This is a genomic window from Paracoccus sp. pheM1 (assembly GCF_018499825.1).
GTDB lineage: Bacteria > Pseudomonadota > Alphaproteobacteria > Rhodobacterales > Rhodobacteraceae > Paracoccus > Paracoccus versutus.
This window is the reverse complement of sequence record NZ_JAGXCX010000002.1, coordinates 1,719,120-1,737,149: the sequence shown is the minus strand read 5'-3', so window position 1 is coordinate 1,737,149 and position 18,030 is coordinate 1,719,120. Positions and strand designations below refer to the sequence as shown.

19 protein-coding genes are annotated in these 18,030 nt (G+C 70.5%); 5 read left to right on the top strand and 14 right to left on the bottom strand.

Annotated elements, in window-relative coordinates; translation table 11 throughout:
* Positions 1-16: 16 nt before the first annotated feature.
* Positions 17-928 carry an MBL fold metallo-hydrolase gene (locus tag KF941_RS22535; protein WP_214274569.1) on the top strand — a complete coding sequence of 304 codons (912 nt, stop codon included), beginning with the start codon at positions 17-19 and terminating at the stop codon, positions 926-928.
* Entirely contained in the window at positions 928-1,866 is a 939-nt protein-coding gene (locus KF941_RS22530; RefSeq protein WP_036757768.1) for an MBL fold metallo-hydrolase, read from the top strand. The genes KF941_RS22535 and KF941_RS22530 overlap by 1 nt, the downstream gene beginning before the upstream one ends.
* A gap of 51 nt (positions 1,867-1,917) precedes the next feature.
* On the opposite strand, the gene KF941_RS22525 is transcribed toward KF941_RS22530, so the two are convergent.
* Entirely contained in the window at positions 1,918-2,502 is a 585-nt protein-coding gene (locus KF941_RS22525; protein ID WP_072464274.1) for a rhodanese-like domain-containing protein, read from the bottom strand.
* A 121-nt stretch (positions 2,503-2,623) separates the two neighbouring features.
* Positions 2,624-3,685: a YeeE/YedE family protein gene (locus tag KF941_RS22520; RefSeq protein ID WP_114535903.1), complete on the bottom strand. Its 1,062-nt coding sequence runs from the start codon at positions 3,683-3,685 to the stop codon at positions 2,624-2,626.
* Between the two features lie 515 nt (positions 3,686-4,200).
* Between KF941_RS22520 and KF941_RS22515 the strand changes: the two genes are divergently transcribed.
* A complete protein-coding gene (locus KF941_RS22515; protein ID WP_214274568.1) occupies positions 4,201-4,512 on the top strand; it encodes an H-NS family nucleoid-associated regulatory protein in 312 nt (103 codons plus the stop codon).
* A 44-nt stretch (positions 4,513-4,556) separates the two neighbouring features.
* On the opposite strand, the gene KF941_RS22510 is transcribed toward KF941_RS22515, so the two are convergent.
* Entirely contained in the window at positions 4,557-4,922 is a 366-nt protein-coding gene (locus KF941_RS22510; protein ID WP_036757763.1) for a helix-turn-helix domain-containing protein, read from the bottom strand.
* Positions 4,923-5,057: 135 nt separating this feature from the next.
* Here KF941_RS22510 and KF941_RS22505 point away from each other — a divergent pair, with 135 nt between their 5' ends.
* Entirely contained in the window at positions 5,058-5,606 is a 549-nt protein-coding gene (locus KF941_RS22505; RefSeq protein ID WP_214274567.1) for an NAD(P)H-dependent oxidoreductase, read from the top strand.
* A gap of 20 nt (positions 5,607-5,626) precedes the next feature.
* On the opposite strand, the gene KF941_RS22500 is transcribed toward KF941_RS22505, so the two are convergent.
* The 8 genes from KF941_RS22500 to KF941_RS22465 form a co-directional block, all read right to left on the bottom strand.
* Entirely contained in the window at positions 5,627-6,796 is a 1,170-nt protein-coding gene (locus tag KF941_RS22500; RefSeq protein WP_214274566.1) for an NnrS family protein, read from the bottom strand.
* A complete protein-coding gene (locus KF941_RS22495) occupies positions 6,793-7,542 on the bottom strand; it encodes an ABC transporter ATP-binding protein (RefSeq protein ID WP_214274565.1) in 750 nt (249 codons plus the stop codon). The genes KF941_RS22500 and KF941_RS22495 overlap by 4 nt, the downstream gene beginning before the upstream one ends.
* Complete coding sequence (locus KF941_RS22490) at positions 7,539-8,357, bottom strand: ABC transporter permease subunit (protein ID WP_072463698.1); 819 nt, start codon at positions 8,355-8,357, stop codon at positions 7,539-7,541. Before KF941_RS22490 ends, KF941_RS22495 begins: the two co-directional genes overlap by 4 nt.
* Complete coding sequence (locus KF941_RS22485) at positions 8,354-9,349, bottom strand: ABC transporter substrate-binding protein (RefSeq protein WP_214274564.1); 996 nt, start codon at positions 9,347-9,349, stop codon at positions 8,354-8,356. Before KF941_RS22485 ends, KF941_RS22490 begins: the two co-directional genes overlap by 4 nt.
* Positions 9,350-9,455: 106 nt before the next feature.
* Positions 9,456-9,761: a DUF1971 domain-containing protein gene (locus tag KF941_RS22480; RefSeq protein WP_214274563.1), complete on the bottom strand. Its 306-nt coding sequence runs from the start codon at positions 9,759-9,761 to the stop codon at positions 9,456-9,458.
* Entirely contained in the window at positions 9,758-10,378 is a 621-nt protein-coding gene (locus KF941_RS22475; protein ID WP_214274562.1) for a hypothetical protein, read from the bottom strand. The genes KF941_RS22480 and KF941_RS22475 overlap by 4 nt, the downstream gene beginning before the upstream one ends.
* 3 nt (positions 10,379-10,381) lie before the next feature.
* Positions 10,382-10,789, bottom strand: coding sequence for an Rrf2 family transcriptional regulator (locus tag KF941_RS22470; RefSeq protein ID WP_036757796.1), 408 nt, complete (start codon positions 10,787-10,789; stop codon positions 10,382-10,384).
* A gap of 143 nt (positions 10,790-10,932) precedes the next feature.
* Positions 10,933-13,155, bottom strand: coding sequence for a TonB-dependent receptor (locus KF941_RS22465; RefSeq protein WP_214274561.1), 2,223 nt, complete (start codon positions 13,153-13,155; stop codon positions 10,933-10,935).
* 311 nt (positions 13,156-13,466) lie between these two features.
* Here KF941_RS22465 and KF941_RS22460 point away from each other — a divergent pair, with 311 nt between their 5' ends.
* A complete protein-coding gene (locus KF941_RS22460; RefSeq protein WP_114535884.1) occupies positions 13,467-14,399 on the top strand; it encodes a sugar-binding transcriptional regulator in 933 nt (310 codons plus the stop codon).
* 3 nt (positions 14,400-14,402) lie between these two features.
* Here the strand turns inward: KF941_RS22460 and KF941_RS22455 are convergent, their stop codons facing one another.
* Genes KF941_RS22455 through KF941_RS22445 form a run of 3 tightly spaced genes read right to left on the bottom strand, consistent with a single transcriptional unit; the run spans position 14,403 to position 17,985 of the window.
* Positions 14,403-15,845 carry an FGGY-family carbohydrate kinase gene (locus KF941_RS22455; RefSeq protein ID WP_214274560.1) on the bottom strand — a complete coding sequence of 481 codons (1,443 nt, stop codon included), beginning with the start codon at positions 15,843-15,845 and terminating at the stop codon, positions 14,403-14,405.
* A 15-nt stretch (positions 15,846-15,860) separates the two neighbouring features.
* Positions 15,861-16,517: an HAD-IA family hydrolase gene (locus KF941_RS22450; protein WP_116220756.1), complete on the bottom strand. Its 657-nt coding sequence runs from the start codon at positions 16,515-16,517 to the stop codon at positions 15,861-15,863.
* A 4-nt stretch (positions 16,518-16,521) separates the two neighbouring features.
* Positions 16,522-17,985, bottom strand: coding sequence for a mannitol dehydrogenase family protein (locus tag KF941_RS22445; RefSeq protein ID WP_214274559.1), 1,464 nt, complete (start codon positions 17,983-17,985; stop codon positions 16,522-16,524).
* Positions 17,986-18,030: the final 45 nt, after the last annotated feature.

The following is an 18,030-nucleotide window of genomic DNA, read 5'->3' as shown; positions in this document are numbered from 1 at the left end:
CCGGAAGGACGAACCCATGCAACTGAGCCGCCGCCATTTCCTTGCGGCCTCGGCCGCCGCCCTGGCCCTGCCCTACAGGCGGGCCTGGGCCGCCACCACCCTGACCATGGGTCCGGTGCGCATCGACAGCCTGTCGGACGGGCATCTGGAACTGCCGCCGGACTTCACCTTCGCCGGGCTGCCCGAGGCCGAGGTCTCGGCCCTCATGGCCCGGCACGGGCTGGCGGCGGGCGCGCTGACGCCGCCCTGCAACCTGACGCTGCTGCGCGACGGCACCAACACGGTGCTGTTCGACCTGGGATCGGGCCCGGACTTCATGCCGACCGCCGGCAAGGTGATCGAGGCGCTGGAGGCGCTGGGGCTGGCGCCCGATGACGTGACCCATGTGCTGATCACCCATGGCCATCCCGATCACCTCTGGGGCCTGCTGGACGAATTCGACGAGCCGGTCTTTGCCCAGGCCGAATACATGATCGGCCAGGCCGAGTTCGACTATTGGATGGACCCCGCCACCGTCGACAGCATCGGCGAGGAGCGCGCCAGCTTTGCCATCGGCGCCTCGCGCCGGCTGGAGGTGGTGGCCGACAGCATCCGCAAGCTGGCAGACGGCGAAGAGGCCCTGCCCGGCATCACCGCGCGTCTGACCCCCGGCCATACCCCCGGCCACCTGGCCTATGAGATCGCGACGCCCGAGGGCGCGCTGATGGTCGTGGGCGATGCGATCGGCAACCACCATATCGCCTTCGAGCGCCCCGACTGGCCCTCGCCCTCGGACCAGGATCCGCCGCTGGCCGCCGCCACCCGCATTGCGCTGCTGGAACGGCTGGCGGCGGATGCCATGCCCTTCATCGGCTACCACCTGCCGCAAGGCGGGCTCGGCCGGGTCGAAAAGGCGGAAACCGGCTATCGCTTCACGGGAGAGATCTGATGCGCAGACTGATGCTTTGCCTGGTCGCCGCGCCCGCCTTCGCCTCCGAGGACATCCCCGACCAATACCCGCAATCGGTCCTGTATTCGAAGCCGGTCGAGGTGATCCCGAACGTCTTTTCGGCCATCGGCGCCACTGCGCCGCCGACCTATGACAATGCCGGGCACAACAACAACCTCAGCTTCATCGTGACCGACGAGGGCGTGGTGGTGGTGAACTCGGGCGCGTCGTGGCAGCTGGCCGAGGCGCTGCACGCGGAAATCCGCGCCGTCACCGACCAGCCGGTCAAGCTGGTCATCAACGAAAACGGCCAGGGCCACGCCATGCTGGGCAACGGCTACTGGGCGGCGCAGGGCGTGCCGATCCTGGCGCATGAAGAGGCCGCCGCCGAATTCGCCGACGGCGCGCCGCAGGATCTGGCCGGCCTGCAGAACTATGCCCGCGAAAGGGCCGAGGGCACGGTCATCGCCCATCCGACCGAGACCTTCACCGACCGCAAGGACATCACCATGGGCGGCGTCGCCATCGAGGTGCTGCACCTGGGGCCCGCGCATTCGCCCGGCGACACCCAGGTCTGGATCCCGCAATGGTCGATGATGATCGCCGGCGACATCGCCTTTCACGAGCGCATGCCGCCGATCTTCGAGGGCACCTGCACCTCGTGCTGGATCGAGACATGGGAGACGAAATTCGCGCCGCTGGCCCCGGCCCATGTCATTCCCGGCCATGGCCATCCGACCAACCTGGCGCAGGTGACGCGCTATACCCGCGACTACCTGGCCGATCTGCGCGAAAAGATCGGCGCGCATATCGAAGAGGGCGGCGACCTGGGCGGCGCCTATTACGTCGACCAGTCGCGCTGGTCGCGGCTCGATACGTTCGAGGAACTGGCGACCAAGAATGCCGGCGTGGTCTTTGCCGAGATGGAGTTCGAATAAGGCTGCGGCCGGGCGGGCACCTGCCCTGCCCGGCCGCTCCGGCCCGCCGGGTTACATCCCGTGCATCTTGGCCTTGTCCAGCTTGTAGCTCCAGGGCAGGCCCGCGTTCTTCCAGCCGTTGACGCTGCGGGTTCCGGCCAGCGGCCCGTCCTTGGCAAGGTCGCCCTCGAACCCGTCCGTCACCGACCAGACATTGCCGAAGCCCGCCTTGGCCAGTTCGTTGGCCGCCTTGGCGCTGCGGTCGCCCGACCGGCAGATCAGGACGATGGCAGCATCCTGGCCAAGGCCCTTGGCCCCCAGCCGGGCCCGGACCTCGTCGATGAAGCCGGGATTGCTTTCCATCTTGAAGGTCGAGCGCTTGTCGTCCCAGGCGGGCGATGCGGGCTGGATCATGTGGGGCACGTTGGCATCCGCGACGGTCGCCATGCCGACAAAGGCCACCTCGCCGGGCGAGCGCACATCCAGAAACAGCACCTCCTGCGGGGACTGCACGACCTTTTCATAGGCCTCGGCCGCGGTCAGATACAGCTTCTGCACCGTCTGCTTGTTTTCGGGCAAGGCCGCCGCATCGCTCGCCCAGGCCGGAGCCAGGGGCGACAGCGCCGATAATGCCAGGCCAAATAGAATGGCACGCATGTGAAATCCTCTCCTGCTTATATATCAAGATACGAATATACGACTTGAGCGATATGACGAAGCGATTTCATGCGTCCCGGCCGGCATTTTCCGGCCCCGGCCTTTTCCCGCCCCCGCCCGGTCAGGCCGTCGCCCGATGCGCGGATTGGTCCACCAGCCAGTCGGTGATGACGGCGCCGATCCACATGCACAACAGCGCAAGCCAGGCCGTCGCCACGAAGATCGAGCCGCCCGAGACGCCGGCGCCGATGGCGCAGCCCCCGGCCAGCATGGCGCCGAAGCCCATCAGCGCCGCCCCCAGCATCGAGCGCCGCATCTGCCCCTCGCCCTCGAAGCCCTGGAACTTCAGCCGCCGCTTCAGCGCTGCCGACAGGAAGGCGCCGACAAAGACGCCCGGCACCAGGCCGATGTCGAAATCCAGGATCGGGCTTTCGGTCAGAAAGAACATCAGCGTGCTGGCGGAAGGCCCGGAAAAGGTGGCCGAGGTCACGCTGACCGGATCGAAGGCCTGCTGCGACAGCGAAAAGGTCAGCACCCAGCCAAGCGCCACCGCAAAGCCCACGCCCGAGGCAAAGACCAGCACCGGCAGGCCGATCCGGTTCGCCCGCGCCAGCCAAAGCGCCAGCACGGCACAGCCGATGCCGACCAGGATGGCGCCGGATTCGCGCAGCGGCAGCGCCGTCAGCAGGCTGACATTGCGCCCGCCCGGCGTGGTCCACAGCCCCGCCAGTTCCTGCCGCAAGGGGGCCAGCCAGCCATGCAGCGCCATCTGCGCCACCACCGCGAAGATCAGCCCCGACACGACCGAGCGCAGGTTCCCCGTCGCCGCCAGCACCAGAAGCCGCCCCGAACAGCCGCGCGCCAGCACCATGCCGGCGCCGAACATCAGCCCGCCGATCACCGCGCCCGACCAACTGCCGGTGACGGCCATCATCCGCGCCTCCTCGGCGCGGAACAGGCCCAGAAGCCCTGCCCCCTGGACCCAGATCACCGCGGTCGAAAAGGTCAGCAGCCAGACCGCGACCTTGGGCCCCAGGCTGCCACGGGCGAATTCCACCGTGGCCGCGCGCAGGCAAAAGGACGACCGTTCCGCGGAAAAGCCAAAGACGGCCCCGACCAGCAGGCCGAAGATCGCGGCCAGTTGCGGCTCGGGAACATGCTCAAGCAGAAAGTCGAGATCCATCGCAGCCATCCTTTTCGACATATGGCCCCGGCCGCCCCGACCGCGCCTTGACATGGATCATATCCGGGCCAAAGCCCAGGCATCAACGCGGCACGCGGCCACCCCGCCCGGAATTGCCGGTCGCCTGCGATAAAAACGCCAATGATCCGGCAGATTCCAGGACAACCGGCCGGCAAGGTTTCTGGAAGCCAAGCGATGAAGATCGCATAATCGGTGCGCCCATCGGCGCAAATCGACCAGGCAAAACGCTGAAATGGAAAGGCGATCTCCTGCGGCCCCAGCGACGCAAAACCCGATGATCGCCGGGATTAAGATCGCATGCCGCGCATGGCCATCGGGCGGCTTGAAATGCTGCCGGCGTCGCCAATGGGCGATTGAAAAACCGCGGCGCTGGATCTTGATATTCCGACCGCCCGGCGGTTATTTTCGAACGATCAGCGCGGCGCCTTCGCCGGCCGCCGGTTTCCGGCGTGAATGCGGCAGCGGCGCCAATCGCCTATCGAAAGGAACTGCAAATGACCGAGATCGATCTGAACGCCATGTCCCTGGCCGAGTTGAAACAGCTGCGCAAGGATGTCGAAAGGGCCACCACCGGTTTCGAGGCCCGCCGCAAGGCCGAAGCCCGCGCCAAGGCCGAGGAAGCCGCGAAACAATTCGGCTTTTCCCTGACGCAATTGATCGAGACGGCGGCGCAGCGTCCCGCGGCCGCGCCGAAATATGTCCACCCCGAGAATCCCGATCTGACCTGGAGCGGGCGCGGCCGCAAACCCCGCTGGATCGCCGAAGGATTGGCCGCCGGCAAGGCGCTGGAAGATTTCGCCATCTGAACGGCATTGCCCCCGGCAGATCGAATGCAGGGGCCTTGTCCCGGCTAGACCTTTTCGCCCGCCCGGTCGAAACGGGCCTGGGCATCATGGATCGCGTCGATATTCGCCATCGCCCATTCCGCCAGCGCGCAGACCGGCTTGCGCAGCGAACGGCCAAGCTCGGTCAATTCGTAATCCACGCGCGGCGGAATGCTGGGCGTCACCGTGCGCGACACCAGCCCGTCGCGCTCCAGCCCGCGCAGGGTCAGCGTCAGCATGCGCTGGGAAATGCTGGGGATCTCGCGGCGCAATTCGCTGAACCGCCGCGGCCCCTCGGCCAGGACCGAAACGATCAGCAGGCTCCATTTGTCGCCGATCCGCTGCAGGACGGCGGCAAAGGCCCGGCAACCGAAACTGTTGGGGTCATGCATCTGGTTTCTCCGGTTTCCTTGCCGTGACCGGGTCACAGCCATGTAACTGCGGCACAGGATTGTGCCTTCTTGCGGGGGTCTTCCCGATGGTTATCTAAGCGGCCTCAGTATAAATTCCATACCTAGGAGACAAAAGTGACCATCCTGCATATCGACAGCAGCATCACCGGCGACAACAGCGTCAGCCGCATCGTCAGCCAGGCGATCATCGACCGGCTGGCCGAGGCCCGGCCCGGCGTCCCCGTCATCCGCCGCGACCTGGCCGGCGCGCCGCTGCCGCATCTGACGCTGGATGCGCTGGCCGACAGCGCGGTTCTGGACGAGTTCCTGGCCGCCGAGACGGTGGTGATCGGCGCGCCGATGTATAACTTCACCCTGCCGAGCCAGCTCAAGGCCTGGATCGACCGCATCGTCGTCGCCGGCAAGACCTTCCGCTATACCGCCGAGGGACCGGAGGGGCTGGCCGGCGGCAGGCGCGTGATCGTCGCCCTGGCGCGCGGCGGCTTTTACAGCGACGACGCGCGGGTGGCGCTGGAGCATCTGGAAAGCTACCTGCGCTCGGTCTTTGCCTTCATCGGCATCGAGGCCGAATTCGTGATGGCCGACGGCGTGAGCATCGGCCCAGAACAGCGCCAGGCCGCCATCGACCAGGCGCTTGGCCAGACCCGGCAGCTTGCCGCATGAACCCCGCGCCGCCCGTCCCCCTAGGGCAGGCGGCGTATCGCCGGCCAGTAATCGGCCAGCCACAGCAGGAACGCCGCCGCCCACAGCAGGGCGGCGAGCAGGTGCAGCGGGCCGGGCGGCCACGGCATCAGCCCCATCTCGGGCAGGGCGCGCAGCAGCACCGCCAGTCCGGCCAGCACGAAAGCCGCGCGGGTCGGCCGGTTCAGGCCAAGCCCCTGCCCGGTATGGAACCGCCCGGCGATCGCCAGCACCGCCAGCACGCCCAGGCCCAGGCCGCCCATCAGCGCCAAATGCAGCGGCCCGGCCTCGGCCCAGGGCGCGCCAAGCGCGGCGGCACCCAAGCCCAGCAGCCCCGCGCCGGCAAATCCCGCCGCCGCCATCAGCACCATGATCTCGGCGCGAAACGCCTCGGCACCGACAAAGCCCTCGGCCATGCGGTCCATGAAGGCGGCGCCGGCGGCGATCCACAGAAAGCCCGCGACCGCCGGCGAGAGCCCCGCGACCTGCCCCGCCAGGGCCAGCGCCACCAAGCCGGCCGACAGGTTCAGCCGCCCCGGATGCGGCCGGAAGGGCGAGGTGCTTTCGCTGGGGTCCAGCACGATATTCGTCACCGGCACGCTGATGCGCGCCAGCGCCAGCGACAGCAGCCCCAGAAACACCAGCCCGGCGATGCGCAGCCATTCCGCCGCCGCCTCGGCCTGCCCGGCCAGCATCGCCATGCGCGCCATCAGCCCGGCCAGCGCCAGCGCGAAAAGCCAGCCCGCAAAGCTGAGCAGCCGCGTGGTCCGCTGCTGCAGCGAGACCTTGAGCAGATAGGCCAGCAGCAGCACCAGCCAGGCCAGGTCCGCCAGCATCGCCGGCAGGACCAGCAGGTCCGCGCCCAGAAGCCCCGCGATCCGCGCCAGGCCCCAAAGTGCGGCCAGCACCCAAAGCGGCCGTCCGCGCAGGCGGGGGGTGTCGCTCCATTCCGGCGCGGCGGTGGTCAGAAAGCCCAGCAGCGCCGCGCCCCAGGCGCCGAAGATCATCTCGTTCGCATGCCAGATGCCGGCCGGGATCTGCCGCGCAAGGGGCAGGTCGAAGGACCAGAGCCCGACCCAGACGAGCGGCCACAGCCCGGCATGCAGCGCCGCCAGCGGAAAGAACAGCCGGAAGCCTTCGTCGGACAGCACGCGGTGCAGCGGAGGCGTCATGGGCGCAGCCGTTCGTCGATGTCGTGGATATGCGCAAACAGCGGGTCGGCGGTCAGGTAGTGCTGGCGCAGGGCAAAGATCGCCGCCTCGTCGCGGGTGCCGGGGCTGCCCGGCGGCAGGCGCTCGCCGGCGATGCCGCGCCCGCCCGCGTCCAGGACCAGGATGCGGTGGCTGATGCGGATCGCCTCCAGCAGGTCATGGGTGATGAAGAGCGCGGCGAAGCGCGCCGAGGCGGCGGCCTCGACCACCAGATCCTGCATCCGCCGCTTCAGCGCCACATCCAGCGCGGTGAAGGGTTCGTCGAAATAGATGAAATCCGGGTCCGTCACCAGGGCGCGGGCGATGGCGGCGCGCTGGCGCATGCCGCCCGAAAGCTCGGACGGGTATTTCCCCAGATCCTCGGGCAGCAGGCCGGCGCGCAGGGCGGCATCGGCGATCACCCGGCGCCGCATCCGGCGCGGCGCGCGCGACAGGCGCAGCGGAAAGCCGATATTGCCGGCCGCGGTGGCCCAGGGCATCAGCCGCGGCTCCTGGAAGACCATCGCGTGGCGCAGGTAGTGGCGGGCGATGCGCCCCTCGCGCGGCTCGACCAGCCCGGCAGCGATATGCGCAAGCGTGGACTTGCCCGAACCCGACGGCCCGACCAGCGCCACGATCTCTTGCCGGGCGACGCCCAGCGTGATGCCTTCGAGCACGGTGCGGCCGAAAAAGGCGTGGCCGATGCGGTTCAGTTCCAGCAGGCTCATCGCTTGACGCCCCAGGGCGCTGCGGCCTCGCGCCAGCGCTCCAGCTCGGCCCGGACAGGGCGGATCAGCACGTATTCGACCGCGATCAGCGCGGCGACGGCCAGGCTGACCCAGGCCAGCGCCTCGGCGATGTCCAGCATGGCCCGCGCCCGCGCCAGCGCGCCGCCGATGCCGCCGGCATTGGCCAGCAGCTCGGCCATGATCGCCACCTTGAAGGCCGAGCCGAGCGCCAGGATCAGCGCCGGGAACAGCTGCGCCGAAATCTGCCGGGCCGAGACGAACAGGAAGCGCCGCAGCGGCCCGGCGCCAAAGACCTGCGCCATGTCGTCCAGGCCGCGGTCGCGCGTCACCACCCCCTCGACCGCGCCGACGAAGACGACCGGCGTGGCCGAGATCAGGATCGTCACCGCCACGGTCAGGTCCGAGGGGCCGAACCAGATCATCGCCAGCACGATCCAGGCGATGGGCGGCACGCCCAGAAGCAGGGTCAGGATCGGCCGCGACAGCCGCAGCGTGGCCGGGGAATAGCCCGCCGCCACCCCGAAAAGCGTGCCGATCAGCGCGCAAAGCCCGAAGCCGGCCAGCGCGCGGGCGGTGGTCAGGGCCAGCAGTTCCTGCGCCCTGCCCTCGTGCATAAGCCGCGCCGCCGCGGCCAGCGTGTCCAGCGGCGCGGTCAGGATGAAATCGCCATAGGCCTCGTGCCCGGCCTGCCACAGCGCGCCGATCAGCGCCAGGCCCGCGAGCCCCGCCCAGGCCGACCACAGGAACCGGCCCAGCCGCGCCAGCCGGTCGAGACAGGCCGAAAGCAGGCTCACAGCAGATAGAACCCGTCGTCGGGCAGCTTGCCGCCGATGATCGCGGCATCGGTCTCGGCCATCAGCGACAGGATCGCCTCGATCGCCGGCCGCGCCTCGCCGGCGGGGCGCACGGCCAGCCGGGAATGCGGCACCGACAGCGCCAGGATCGGGGCGGGCATGTCCAGGGCGCCGGCGGCTTCGGTCGCGGCCTGCACCGGATCGGCCAGCACCTCGCCGTTCGCCTGCGCCAGCGCGGCCTGCAACGGCGCCAGCAGCTCGGCGCCGCCGGCCATGAAGGCATCGGTCGCGGCCAGCCCGGCCTGCGGCAGCACCGGGCCGACATCGCCCTGCCGGCCCCATTCCTCTTGCAGGTCGATCACCCGCGCGAAAGCCTTGCCCACGGTCCGCCCGCGCATGATCGCCACGCTGGAGGCCGGCTCGCTGAGCAGCGCCGCCTCGATCTGGCCGGCCAGCAGCATCTGCGCCGCCTCGATGGGGCTGCCGACGGGCACCAGCTGCACCTTGTCGGCGATGCCCTGCCGCGCCAGCAGCGCGCGCAGCACGAAATCGGGCGTGTCGTTGACGAAGGGCACGGCCAGGCGCCTGCCCTCCAGCCCGGCGAAATCGGCGACCACGCCGGATTCGGCCACGATGAACAGCAGCCCGTCGGTCATCGTATTGACCAGCCGCAGCCCCATGCCGCGGTTATAGAGATTCGCGGCGACCTGCACCGGCACCACCGACAGGTCGATGGTCCCCGAGGTCAGCCCGGCGCGCAACTCGTCCGGGGTGCGCCAGACGGTCAGCGACACCTCGGCCGACAGGTCCTTCAGCGCGCCGCTGGCCACGGCATGGGCCAGGGTGATGCTGGGCCCGGCAGGCGGCCCGAACAGCGCAAGCCGCGCCAGGGGTGCTGCGCGCAGGATGCCGGGCGCCGCCAGGGTGGCGGCAAGCGCGCCGGCCCCGGCAAGAAGGGCGCGGCGCGAGGGATGGCGAGGGGTTTGGGACATGTCTGCCCTCCTGGCAGTCGCAAGATGAACGGGGGATCGCTGGCGGAGGGCTGGCGCGGGGTTGACGATACCATAGGCCGCCGGGACCGACCGTCCTTGATTTAGGTCAGGCCGGCGCCGCGAAATCCCCCGGCCGGGCGCAGAACTCGATGAAAAACCGCACCGGGCCCGCAGCCGCGACCTCGTGCAGCCGCTCGGGGTGGATCAGCGGATGGATGCCCGGCCCCAAGAGCAGCTCGGCCCCGTCGACCAGGTCGCGAAAGACCAGCCCGCCCTCAAGCACATGCAGCCGCGCCCAGGTGCCGGGCCGGGTCGCATGGGCGCGCAAGAGGCCCTTGGGCACGCTGGCCTGGGTGAACTCCGGCGTGCGCCGATAGGGCGCGGCGTCGTCGGGCCAGGCCGGCAGGCTCATGCCGCGGGCCAGTCGTAGAGATGGACCAGCTTGGGATCGTCGGCGGCCGCCAGCATCCGCCGCACCCGGTCCTGGAACAGCGCCGCGAAACGGGCCAGCTCGGCCGGCTCGGCCCGCCCCGCGACCGCGCGCGGCATCAGCTCGGCCATGGCGGGATCGTGGGGCACACGGCCGGTGTCGATGTCCACGACCACGCCGGCGCCATTGTCCCGCCGGCGCAGCGCCATCACCCCGTCGATCGGCGCCTCGAAGCGCAAGAGCCCGCGGCGCGCGAACAGGTGCCCCGCGCCGATGCCGTGAAAGCCGCCCTCGGCCGCCGCGCCGGTCAGCAGCGTCGCGACCGAGGCGACGACCCCGGTCGTGCCCTGCCCGACGCCGTCGCGCATGTGGACCTCGATGCCGCCGCGTTCGGGCAGGTCGTCGCCGTAAAGCCATTCCAGCCCGGCCAGCGCCATCAGCCAGGCCCCGGCCACCACCGGGCAGGAATGGCCGCAAAGCCGCACGGCGTCAGCATAGCGATAGGTCATCACCCCGTCCTCGGCCGAGCCCAGGAAGCCCGCCAGGGGATCGCGGAGCCGGATCGCCGGCGCATCAGCGAAGAAGGCGGGAAAAACCATGGCTCACTCCTGTTCCTCGGCCAGCAGGTCGGCCAGCGTGCGGTGGTCCATCACTTGCAGGAAGGCGGCCAGCGCGTCGCGGATCGCCGCGTCCAGCGCGCCGGGGCGGTTCGGGTCGCGGATCTCTTCGGGGCCGAAGCATTCGGCGGCGGCCATGTCCGGCTCGGTCACGCGCAGCACCTCGCCCAGGGGCAGCACGGCGGGGTCGCGCCCCAGCTCCAACCCGCCCGAGCGGCCGCGGACCGAGTTCAGGAACCCCGCCCGCGTCAGCACGTTCGCCACCTTGGTCAGGTGGCTGCGCGAGATGTCATAGGCGGCGGCCGCCTCTTCGATCGTGACCAGCCGGTCGGGATGCCGCGCCGCATAGATCAGCAGGCGCAGGGCGTAATCCGAAAAGCTGGTCAGTCGCATGCAGGGGGCTTCCTCGATCCGCCCGCACAAAAGCACGGCCCGCGCCAGGCGGTCAATGGCACGCGCCAGGGCCCGGCGCGGCCCGGCCTGGGGCCAGATCCGGGGGGCGGGCGGCGACGGGGCGAAAGCGGCGACCGCCATCATCAGAACCGCAGCCGCGTGCCCAGGTAGAAGGCCCGCCCCTCGCCGGGGATGAAGGCCGCCTGCCCCGCCACCGCCTGGTCCAGCACCAGGGTCGAGGCGGCATAGCGTTCATCGGTCAGGTTCGTGACCTCGACATGGACCGCGGCATTCTCGGTCAGGGCATATTCGGCGCCCAGGTCCACCAGCGCATAGGAATCGTTGAAGACCGTGTTCATGTTGTCCACCGGCGTCTTGCCCGGCACCCAATGCAGCTTGCCGCGCAGCGTCAGCCGCTCGACCGGGCGCCAGTCCAGCGCCAGCGTGACGACGTTGCGCGGCGCGCCGGCGATGCGGTTGTCGCCGCGCAAGGGATCGTCGTCGAAGCGGAAATCCTGCCAGGTCCAGGCCAGCCGCCCCGACAGCGTTTCCGTCAGCTCGCCCGACAGGCCAAGCTCGACCCCGCTGTGCCGCGTCCGCCCGGCGTTGACCGAGGCGAGCGTGGCGCCGGTCACGTCGCGCAGCGACAGCAGCTCGTTCTTCAGCCGCGCGTGATAGACGGTCGCGTCCCAGGACAGGCGCTGCCATGTCCCGCGCCAGCCCAGCTCCAGCGTGATCGAGGTCTGCGCCTCCAGATCAGGCGTGGCGAACATGGCCGCAGGCGCGGCGGGATCGGCGGGGTTCGGCCGGCCCGGCCCGCTGTTGGGCGTGCCGCCCACCGTGCCCAGCAGGTCGTCATGGGTCGGCGGCTCGAAGCCGCGCGCCAGCGAGATCCAGGCGAACTGCCCCTCGGCCGGGGCCCAGGACAGGGCCAGCGCCGGGGTGAAGCCGCTATAGCTGCGGTCGTAGCTGGTCGAGGTCGCCGGCACCGCGCCATCGGGCAGGCGCATGCCGGGGTTCATAGGGCTGTAGGCCACGGTCGGCCGGGTCGCGGCAGTCCAGCGATCCTCGCTTTCGCGGCTGGCATGGTTGAAGGCGATCGAGGGCGACAGGGTGAAGCCGCCCCATGGCAGGTTCGCCCCGGCAAAGATGGACAGCGTATCGGCCGTCAGGCGGTTGCGGCCGAAGGCCGGGCCGCGCGCGCCGCCCAGGTTGTGGTCATAATCGCGGTCGGCCTTGCCGAAGGACCAGGTCAGCCCGGTCTCGAACAGCGGCAATTCCCCCTCGCCCAGCCGGCTGTAGCGCGCGGTCAGCGTGGCGTCGCTGCCCTCGGTGTCGCGGAACCCGGCCGAGATGGGAAAGGCGAAGCTGTCGTCGGTCCGCGACAGGCTCAGGCCGAAGTCATAGATGTTCTCGCCGCGCTCCAGCGTCGTGCGCGCGCCTGCCAGGGTCTGGCGGGTGTCGCGCCGCGGCTGGTCGCGCAGCACGTTCGGTCCCGGACCGACCGGCACGCCGCCGACGATCACCGGGCCGGCGTGGTTGCTTTCGGGATCGTTCTGGATCGCGTCCCAGGTCAGCGGCCCGGCCACGTCGAATTCCAGGTCGGTATGGCTGAAGAACAGCCGCGTCACCGCCTCGCCGGTCTGCAGGGTGACGTTGCCGCCGATGGCGCTGCGGCGCGAGCCGTTGTAGTCGCGATAGCCGTCCTTCTGCGCATGTTCGAAGCGCAGCAGCACATCGGCCCGCTCGCCGTCGATGCCATAGCTGCCCGCGACCTCGCCCCGCCCGAAGCTGCCGCCGCCGAAGCTGAGCCGCATCCCCGGCGCAGTCGCCCCCGAGGGCGAGGCGAAGTTGATCGCGCCGCCCAGCACGTTGGCGCCGATGCGGTTGGCCGCGGCGCCGCGAAACACCTCGATGCTCTCGGCCTGGCCCGGCGCGGCAAGGCCCACGACATAGGAGCCGTCGGCGCGGTTCACCGGCATCCCGTCCTGAAGGATCAGCAAGCCGCGCTCGGCCGGGTTCTGCTGCAGGCCCGAGCCGCGGATCTGGATGCGCGGCTGGTCGTTGCCGCCGAAGAATTCCTGCACGACCACGCCCGGCACCTCGGACAGCGTATCGGCCAGCGTCGGCGCCGCCTCGCCCATGGCCTCGCTGCGGTCGATCAGCGTGACCGCGCCGGGCGTCGCCTCGAAGCGCCGCGCGGTGGTGTCGGCGCGGATCTCGATCTCGTCCAGCACGATCACCGCGCCGGGCGCGGCCGATTGCGCCAGGGCGGCCCCGGCCTGCAAGGACAGCCCGGCCGCCGCCAGCCCGGTCAGGGCGGGGATCATTCGCGCAAAGCGTTTCGTCTTGTCGTCAGCGTCCATGTCGGCACGTCCTTGATCTTCCCGCAGGGGACAGCGCCCACGGCAATGCGCGGCGCGAGGGTGGCAATGAGACGGCTGGCACAGGGCTTGCGATGCGGCATAGCGGCGGCGGGCATGGGCTGCGGACGCGCCGGAATGACCCCGCCTGCATAGGCCGATCAAACATGAATGTGAAGGTCATATTTTATCCGGGGCGCTTTTGCCGCAGCCCCGGCCCGCGCGGGGTGCGCTGGACAGCCGGGCCACAGGCACGCTACACAGGAACCGCAAAAGCGACCCGAACCAGCGCGAAAGACGGAAAAGCCCCATCCATGTCGAACCAGGGCCGGAAACTGGAACAGGCGGCCAAGGCGGCGTGGCTTTCCTATGTCGCGGGCAAGACCCAGGACGAGATCGCGGGGATCATGGGCATCTCGCGCCAGACCGCGCAGCGCCTGGTGGCGCAGGCCATGGCCGAGGGCATCGTCAAGATCCGCATCGACCATCCCTTCGCGCATTGCATGGATATCGCCGCCGGATTGCAGCGCAAATACGCGCTGGCGTTCTGCCAGATCGCCCCTTCGGACGCCCCCGAGGCCGGGGTGGCGCTGATGCTGGCCGATGCGATCGAGCAATGGCTGCGCCGCCCCGAGCCGATGACCATGGCCATCGGCACCGGCCGCACCCTGCGCAGCGCCATCGCGCAATTGCCGCATATCGACTGCCCGCAGCACCGCATCGTCTCGCTGACCGGCAATATCGCGCCCGACGGCTCGACCGCCTATTACAACGTGCTGTTCACGCTTTCGGACCTGGTGACGGCGCGCAGCTTTCCCCTGCCCTTGCCGGTCATCGCCCCCAGCGTGCGCGAGCGGCAGGCGGTCAACGGCCAGCCCAGCATCGAGCGACTGATCCGCATGTCGGCCGAGGCCGCGGTGGCCTTTGTCGGCATCGGCACGGTGGGCGCGCGCGCGCCGCTGATGCTGGACGGGTTCCTGTCGCAGCCCGACCTGGACGCGCTGGTCGCGGCCGGCGCGGTGGGCGAGATCACCGGCTGGGCCTATGACGCGCAGGGCGCGCTGGTGCCGGGGCTCAGCAACGACCGCGTGGCCTCGGCCCCGATCCCCCCGCGCGAGACGACGCTGGTCATCGGCGCCGCCCATGGCGTCGAAAAGGTGCCGGCGATCCGCGGCGCGCTGCGCGGCGGGCTGGTCAGCGGGCTGATCACCGATGCCGAGACCGGGGCGGCGCTGCTGGCCGATTGATCCCTACATCGCCGCGATCTCGGCGCGCTGCTGCTGCATGCGCAGGAAGATGCGCCAGTCCCGCTCGCGCCGGGCGCGGGGGGCGGGCTCGGGGCGGGTGATCTCGACCGGGCGGGCGAAGCGCACCCGCGCCGCGCGGATGCCGCCCAGAAGCGGTGCGGCGGCGGCGATGGCGGTGCCGCGCAGCACCGCATCCTCGGGCTGCCAGTGGATCTCGGCCCCGATGGCATCGGCATAGAGCTGGCGCAGCAGGGCCGAGCGCGCCTGCCCCCCGGCCATGGCCAGCGCGGCGGGCGCCAGCCCCATATGGGCAATGACCTGCCGGGTCCCCAGCGCGATGCCCACCGCCGCGCGCCAATACAGTGCGTCCAGCGCCTGCGGGCTGCGCTCCAGCGTCAGGCCGTGGATCGCACCGCGCAGCAGCGGATCGGCAAAGGGCGTGCGGCTGCCCTTGATGTCGGGCAGGACATGCAGGTCCGGCTCGGGCTCGGGATCGGCGGCGATCCGGGCCAGGATGTCGTCATGGCCCGCCGGCTGCGGGTAAAGCCCGCGCACCCGCTCCAGCAGCGCGCCGGTGGCGGACTGGCCGCCCTCGCTGACGCTTTCGCCGGGCAGGATCGCGCCCGGATAGGGCCCCCACAGTGCCGCGCGCGGCGCCAGCCCCGTCGCCATGACGCAATTCGAGGTGCCGGCGATCAGCGCCGGCATCTCCGGTGCCGCGCCGAGCGCGCCGGCAAAGGCGTCGATCAGCCCGGCGGCGACCAGCGTCTCGGGCTCCAGCCCCAGCTCGGCCGCGCCTTGCGGCGACAGCGGGCCGATGCGCGTGCCGGGCGGCAGGACCGGGCCGGGGCGCGGGAAATCGGCGATCCCGGCCCGGTCCAGCAAGTCCTGCTGCCAGCCGCCGCGGTCGGGCAGCCAGGGCCATTTCGCCGCCGCGGCGCAAAGCGAACGCGCCTCGATGCCGGTGGCGCGAAAGGCCAGGTGGTCGCAAAGGTCGCGCACGCCCGTCAGCGCCGCCCAGACCTCGGGCCGGTGGCGGCGAAGCCACATCAGCTTCGGCGTCTGCATCTCGGGCGAGACCGAGCCGCCGGCCCGCGCGACGATCTCATGCGGGATGCGGCTCAGCTCGGCCGCCTCGGCCACGGCGCGGTGGTCGTGCCAGGCGATCACGTCGGGGGCAAAGCCCGGCGCCTCGACCACCAGCGAGCAGGTGGCGTCAAAGGCCAGCGCGCCGACCTGCGCCGGGCTGGCGCCGGCCTGCCGCCGCGCCTCGGCCAGGGCCTCGGCCACGGCCCGCCAGATCTCGGCGAAATCGTGCATGGCTTGCCGGTCGGGCCCCGGAAGGGTGGCGAAGCCGCGGCTTGCGCGGGCGACCAGCCGGCCGTCGGGGGTGAAAAGCCCCGCTCGCGCGCGGGCCGAGCCCACATCCACGGCCCCGATCAGCACGCCGATTCCCCTTCCCTAGCCCAGACCGGCCAAAGTCTTGGGCAAATCCCGCGCCTGGTCAATCAGCGCATCGGGGGCCAGCGCCGCCAGCTTTTCGGCCAGGCGCGCGGGGGCGGCATGGCTGCCGCCCAGAAAGCCGATCACCCGCATCCCCGCCGCGCGGGCCGCGCGCAGCCCGGCCGGGCTGTCCTCGATCACCACGCAATCGGCCGGGGCAATGCCCAGGTGCCGGGCGGCGAACAGGAACAGGTCGGGCTCGGGCTTGCCGCGCGCCACCTGCGTCGCGGAATAGACATGCGGCCCGAACAGCGGCGCAAGCCCGGTCAGCGACAGCGACAGCTGCAGCCGCTCGGGCGCGCTGGAGGATGCCACGGCGCGCGGCCCCGAGAGTTGCGCCAGCGCCTCGGCCATGCCGGGCACCGGGCGCAATTCGCGGCGAAAACGCAGCGCCAGGGCCTCGGCATAGCCGGGCAGCGCCGGGCCCAGGTCCACGCCCTGGTCCCGCGCCGCCTCGACGATGGTCGAGAAGGAACGGCCCAGGAACTCGTCATAGATGCGGGCGCGGGTGATCGGCGCGCCCAGCCCTTGCAGCAGCGCCTCGATCTCGGCCGCGGCCAGGGGCTCGGAATCGACCAGCACCCCGTCGCAGTCGAAGATCAGCCCGCGCGCCAAGCCCTCAGCCCTTGAGATAGGCGTCGAGCGTCGCGCGCGTGCCCTTGTCCCACAGCATGGCGAGCCAGCGGGCAAAGGGTTCGGCCAGGCGCGGATCGCGGCCGGTCTCGCCATAGATCTCGGCCATGTCGAGCCAGGCCGAGGGGTCGGTCCGGGCCGCCTGCGCCACCTGCACCAGCCGGTCCCAGTTCGGATCGTTCGGCTCGATCACGGCGCCGCTGTCGCTGGTGCCGGCGCAATAGCGGCACCAGAGCGCCGATTCCAGCGCCAGCCCGTCCACGGGCAACCCGCGCTCAAGCCGATGCGCGATGGTCGGCACGATGAACTTGGGCTGCCGGTTCGAGCCGTCCAGGCACAGCCTGCACACCGTGTCGCCGATCTTGGGATTGGCGCAGCGCTCGGCCACCTTGGCGAAATAGGCTTGCAGGTCGGTGCCGGGCACCGGCGGCACGGCGGGGATGATCTCGTCCGCCTCGATCTTTTCCAGGAAGGCGCGAACCTGCGCGTCCTCCATCGCCTCATGCACGAAATGGATGTCCAGAAGCCCGGCCGGATAGGCGATCACCGCATGGCCGCCGTTCAGGATGCGGATCTTCATCAGTTCCCATGGCGTCACGTCGGCGACGAACTCGACACCGGCTTTCTCAAGCGGCGGCCGGCCGGCGGGGAAGTTGTCCTCCAGCACCCATTGGATGAAATCCTCGCAAAAGACCGGGGCCTCGTCCTGGATGCCGAAATCCTCGCGCACCATGCGGCGTTCGCGGTCGCTGGTGGCCGGGGTGATGCGGTCCACCATGGCGTTCGGGAAGGCCACGGTCGCGGCGATCCACCCCGCCAGTTCCGGGTCCGACAGCCGCGCGGTTTCCACGACCGCCTCGCAGGTGACGTTGCCGTTATGCGGGATGTTGTCGCAGCACATGACGGTGAAGGGCGCGTGCCCCGCCGCGCGGCGCGCCCTGAGCCCCGCGACGATCAGGCCGAAGACGGTCTGCGGCGCGTCGGGATTAGCCGCATCGGCGGCGATGGCGGGATGCGCCCTGTCGAAATGCCCGGTGGCGGCGTCGATGAAATAGCCGCCCTCGGTGATGGTCAGCGCCACGATGCGGATCGCCGGATCGGCCAGCGCGGCGATCACCCGCCCATGGTCGCCGGGCGCGATATAGTCCATGATCGGCCCCAGCACCCGCGCGTCCGAGCGGGAGGCCGATTGCTCGACCAGCGTATAGAGGTAATCCTGCGCCGCCAGCGTGTCGCGCATCCGCGCATCGCCCGGCATGACGCCGGCGCCGATGATGGCGAAGTCCTGCGCCAGCCCCATGTTCATCAGCCGGTCCAGATAGGCGGCCTGGTGGGCACGGAAGAAATTGCCGACGCCGAAATGCAGGATGCCGGGGCGCAGGGCGGCGCGGTCATAGCCCGGCACCGGCTGGCCGAGGCGGTCAAGGGTCTGGTTGGAAAGCCTGTCCATCCGAATTCATCCCGGTTCTGATCTGTGAGGATGGGGCCGCGGCGG

What these genes read in the sequence shown, in the direction of transcription:
- KF941_RS22530 (WP_036757768.1), top strand. Translation starts at nt 928, where the DNA reads ATGCGCAGACTGATGCTTTGCCTGGTCGCCGCGCCCGCCTTCGCCTCC.
- KF941_RS22520 (WP_114535903.1), bottom strand. Translation starts at nt 3,685, where the DNA reads ATGGATCTCGACTTTCTGCTTGAGCATGTTCCCGAGCCGCAACTGGCC.
- KF941_RS22535 (WP_214274569.1), top strand. Translation starts at nt 17, where the DNA reads ATGCAACTGAGCCGCCGCCATTTCCTTGCGGCCTCGGCCGCCGCCCTG.
- KF941_RS22445 (WP_214274559.1), bottom strand. Translation starts at nt 17,985, where the DNA reads ATGGACAGGCTTTCCAACCAGACCCTTGACCGCCTCGGCCAGCCGGTG.
- KF941_RS22500 (WP_214274566.1), bottom strand. Translation starts at nt 6,796, where the DNA reads ATGACGCCTCCGCTGCACCGCGTGCTGTCCGACGAAGGCTTCCGGCTG.
- KF941_RS22510 (WP_036757763.1), bottom strand. Translation starts at nt 4,922, where the DNA reads ATGCATGACCCCAACAGTTTCGGTTGCCGGGCCTTTGCCGCCGTCCTG.
- KF941_RS22460 (WP_114535884.1), top strand. Translation starts at nt 13,467, where the DNA reads ATGTCGAACCAGGGCCGGAAACTGGAACAGGCGGCCAAGGCGGCGTGG.
- KF941_RS22525 (WP_072464274.1), bottom strand. Translation starts at nt 2,502, where the DNA reads ATGCGTGCCATTCTATTTGGCCTGGCATTATCGGCGCTGTCGCCCCTG.
- KF941_RS22470 (WP_036757796.1), bottom strand. Translation starts at nt 10,789, where the DNA reads ATGCGACTGACCAGCTTTTCGGATTACGCCCTGCGCCTGCTGATCTAT.
- KF941_RS22495 (WP_214274565.1), bottom strand. Translation starts at nt 7,542, where the DNA reads ATGAGCCTGCTGGAACTGAACCGCATCGGCCACGCCTTTTTCGGCCGC.
- KF941_RS22465 (WP_214274561.1), bottom strand. Translation starts at nt 13,155, where the DNA reads ATGGACGCTGACGACAAGACGAAACGCTTTGCGCGAATGATCCCCGCC.
- KF941_RS22515 (WP_214274568.1), top strand. Translation starts at nt 4,201, where the DNA reads ATGACCGAGATCGATCTGAACGCCATGTCCCTGGCCGAGTTGAAACAG.
- KF941_RS22480 (WP_214274563.1), bottom strand. Translation starts at nt 9,761, where the DNA reads ATGAGCCTGCCGGCCTGGCCCGACGACGCCGCGCCCTATCGGCGCACG.
- KF941_RS22485 (WP_214274564.1), bottom strand. Translation starts at nt 9,349, where the DNA reads ATGTCCCAAACCCCTCGCCATCCCTCGCGCCGCGCCCTTCTTGCCGGG.
- KF941_RS22475 (WP_214274562.1), bottom strand. Translation starts at nt 10,378, where the DNA reads ATGGTTTTTCCCGCCTTCTTCGCTGATGCGCCGGCGATCCGGCTCCGC.